This window comes from Cryomorphaceae bacterium (genome assembly GCA_007695365.1).
GTDB lineage: Bacteria > Bacteroidota > Bacteroidia > Flavobacteriales_D > SKUL01 > SKUL01.
In genome coordinates this window covers 1-3,428 of the sequence record REDV01000002.1, presented here as the reverse complement: position 1 = coordinate 3,428, position 3,428 = coordinate 1, and the positions used below count along the sequence as shown (strand labels likewise).

Below are 3,428 nucleotides of genomic sequence, written 5' to 3'. Positions count from 1 at the left end.
AATACTGAGATAATGAACAACCCGGCGTTTGCTGATAGCTTCCGATTTATACATACTACATTCAAAGACAATGAGGAGCTGGATGAAAGCATAAAGAAAATGATGCTATCACGGGCAACCATTGACGACAATTACAGGCGTGTATATGTGGAAGGTGAAATGGGCAGATTGGAGGGCTTGGTTTTTACCGAATGGCAGCAAATAGATGTAATACCGGAGGTAAAAGGCCGGGAGCGGTTCGGGCTTGACTTCGGTTACACTAACGACCCGTCTGTATTGGTTCGGGTGGTTGAATCGCAGGAAGCGTTTTATATTGATGAAATATTCTATCAGGCAGGGTTGACAAACCGCAACATTGCCGCAATGTTAGAAAGCAATGGACTGAAAAAGAACTACGATGAAATCATTGCCGACAGTGCAGAGCCTAAGAGCATCGATGAAATCAGGATATTTGGGTACAATGTAAAGCCCAGTGTAAAGGGTAAGGATTCAATCAATGCAGGTATCGACAAGCTGAAGAGCAAAAAGATATTTATCACTAAGCGCAGCACGAATCTAATTAAGGAGTTTAGAAATTACTCATGGGCAACCGACAAGGAGGGAAAGACAACAAACAAACCTATTGACGCTTTTAATCATGGGATTGATGCTGCTCGGTATGCTTTGAGCTTAAAGCAACAATCAGAAATATTCATACTATGAAAAACCCTTTTAAAAACTGGTTCAGTGGGCCACAGCGACAGAAGGACATGCAGACGGTTGAGGACAATCAGCTTTATGCACAAATGTTCGACCTGCTTAATGAGCGGCTTCCGATTTGGGTAGGCAAGGAGCCAAAAGAATTCATCACAAAGGGTTATATGTACAATGACCTGGTTTACTCGCTGGTAACACTACCAATGGGCATCGCGAAAAGCATTGATTGGCTGGCACACAAAATAGTTAACGAGAAGGCATACAGGGAGTATCAATACGCTATGAAGGGCGTTAAGTCGGGCAAGAACTACAAGCAGAATTTAGAGCGGGCGATCCACTACAAGCGCAAAGCACTGGAGGAGGTCACCACAGGCCCGGCAATGAAGTTCATACAGGAGCCGAACGGGTATCAGAGCCTTAATGAGATTGTAGAGGAATATTTCGGCTGGCTGCCTACCGTGGGCAACTTCTATCTTTACGGCTTACCGCGTGAAGGCACAAAGCAGTTCGCCTCGGTACACGTGGCACCGGCTTTTGATGTTGAGATCATCGCGGGCACATCGTTTGATCCTATTCTCGGCTATCGGTTGCGCAACTACCTGAAGACAAACGACATCATCCCAAAGGAACACATCTTGCATCTTAAGAACTGGAACCCCGATTTTGCAACGGACGGGCGTCAACTATACGGCCTTTCACCGCTTCAGGCCGGTGCGCGTATCCTGACCCTGGATAACATGGGCATAGATACCAGTACGGGCAGCTTCCAGAATAACGGGGTGCGGGCGTTGATACATAAGGCAATCACGCGCGGTTCGTTTCCTGAAGAGTTTACACGCGAGCAGGCCGAAGCACTGAAAATTGAGGTTGACAAGTGGAAGGGCACCAAGAACGCGGGCGGTTTAAAAATGACCAATGCACCTATTCAGGTAACAGAGATCGGTAAAAGCCCGGTTGATTTGGGCGTTTACACCGCAATGGACAAGAACGCTGTAAGGCTGTGCAACCTGTTTCAAGTACCCCCGGAGTTGTATTTGCCGGGCACAACGTTTAGTAACAAACTGGAGGCAAGAAAGCAGCTTATCACCGGGAACATCCTGCCTAAAATGGATATATTCCGCGACAAGATGAACCGGTGGATCGTGGACAATCTGACCGAAGGCAGCACGCGTTATCATATAGACTATGACCTGTTCAGCATTGTTGAACTTCAGGATGATTTGAGTGATATTGCGAATATGTATAAAGGAATTGATTGGGTAACAGATAACGAGAAACGCCATGCAATGAATTACGATGCGATCGATTCTGAGCTGGCCAATGACCTGTTCATTGACCCGTTTAAAATACCTATGTCTCAGGCTTCGTTTGATACGAGTTTTGACAGGATTGATGACGAATTAAAACGTTTAAAATCAAAGGCTTACTAACATGAAAATACCAAAGTACAAAAACGATGGAAGATACCTGTACGGTTTAGAACAACATTTAAAAGCAAAGCAGCGGGCTAAGCTGTATTGGGAGGTAATTAAACAGATTGATAATAAATGAAAACCTGGCGTCAAATAAATGCGGAGCGTGTGCGGTACATCAATTATGGTACCGCACTAACAGCGCATACATTGCGCTCAATCCGTGAAAAGTACGCAGCAAGCATACGCGAACTGGGAGACGCCGCTCAAGCATTGAACCAATTAAGTGAGGCCGAAGTACAGGAGCAGATGCAGTCATTGTTCATTGACATTTACCAGGTTACCGGGGTAGCCTTTGCACGAAGAGAAGCCGAACAGTTGCAGCAAAAAGGCATGAAGATGAAGCAGGACTTTGAGGTGCTGGAATCCCAGTGGATGCGGCACATGAGAGATTTTGTCATCGGGCGATGCGGCTTAAAGATACAGCAAAGCACCCGTACACTGTTTGCCGACATTGAACGCGTTACACGACAAGTGATCCAGGCCGGCATTGATGAAGGCTGGGGGCCTGCAAAGGTAGCACAGGAGATCATGAAACAGCAGGCCGGCATAGACCGATTCAGGGCAATGCGTATAGCACGAACCGAAGTAGTGGGGGCAAGCAATGAGGGCAGCTATACCGGTGCCGGAGCCTTCAGCGATAAGACGCGCAAAATATGGGTCGCTGCATTAATGGATACACGTGACAGTCACGAGGCGATGCATGAAACGCGGGCCGAATATTCAGAGGCTTTCAGGGTGCCGCGCGAAACAGGGGGTTCAGATGAAATGCAATACCCCGGTGATCCTTCAGGCAGTGCCGAAAACGTCATTAACTGTCGCTGTGGCATTACATACGAACCGGTAAACAATTATATTGATGAACTTTTAAACGAATAGCCATGAAAATAAAATCAAACAGCTACGAGCTGAAAGACCTTGACACCGAACGCCGCGAAGTGGCTTTTTACTTTAACAAATTTGGTGATTACGACAGCGATGGTGACCGGATCTTTCCCGGTGCAAGTACAAAGACCGTGGCAGAATCTTTCTCACGGATTAAGCACCTATACAACCATTGGAATACCATCGGTAAACCGCAAAAGATTGAAGAGGACAATTTCGGTACGTTCATGGTTAGCAAGCTGGGTCGCGATGCAGACAGCCAGAACGTAGCATTGAAGTATGAGGACGGGTTGATCACTGAGCATTCATTCGGGCTTAATCCTATCATGGACAAGTCAAAGGAGAACGAAAAGGGAGGTCTGGATATATACGAGT

The 3,428-nt window shown here is 46.6% G+C and carries 4 protein-coding genes; all 4 read left to right on the top strand.

Going from position 1 to position 3,428, the window contains the following annotated elements; genetic code table 11:
- Positions 1–12: 12 nt before the first annotated feature.
- Complete coding sequence (locus tag EA392_00035) at positions 13–702, top strand: hypothetical protein (protein ID TVR42800.1); 690 nt, start codon at positions 13–15, stop codon at positions 700–702.
- Positions 699–2,126 (top strand): phage portal protein, encoded by a 1,428-nt coding sequence (locus EA392_00030; GenBank protein ID TVR42799.1) that lies wholly within the window; start codon positions 699–701, stop codon positions 2,124–2,126. Before EA392_00035 ends, EA392_00030 begins: the two co-directional genes overlap by 4 nt.
- Positions 2,127–2,243: 117 nt before the next feature.
- A complete protein-coding gene (locus EA392_00025; protein TVR42798.1) occupies positions 2,244–3,047 on the top strand; it encodes a hypothetical protein in 804 nt (267 codons plus the stop codon).
- A gap of 2 nt (positions 3,048–3,049) precedes the next feature.
- On the top strand, positions 3,050–3,428 hold a 379-nt coding region (locus EA392_00020), incomplete at its 3' end, for a hypothetical protein (GenBank protein ID TVR42797.1).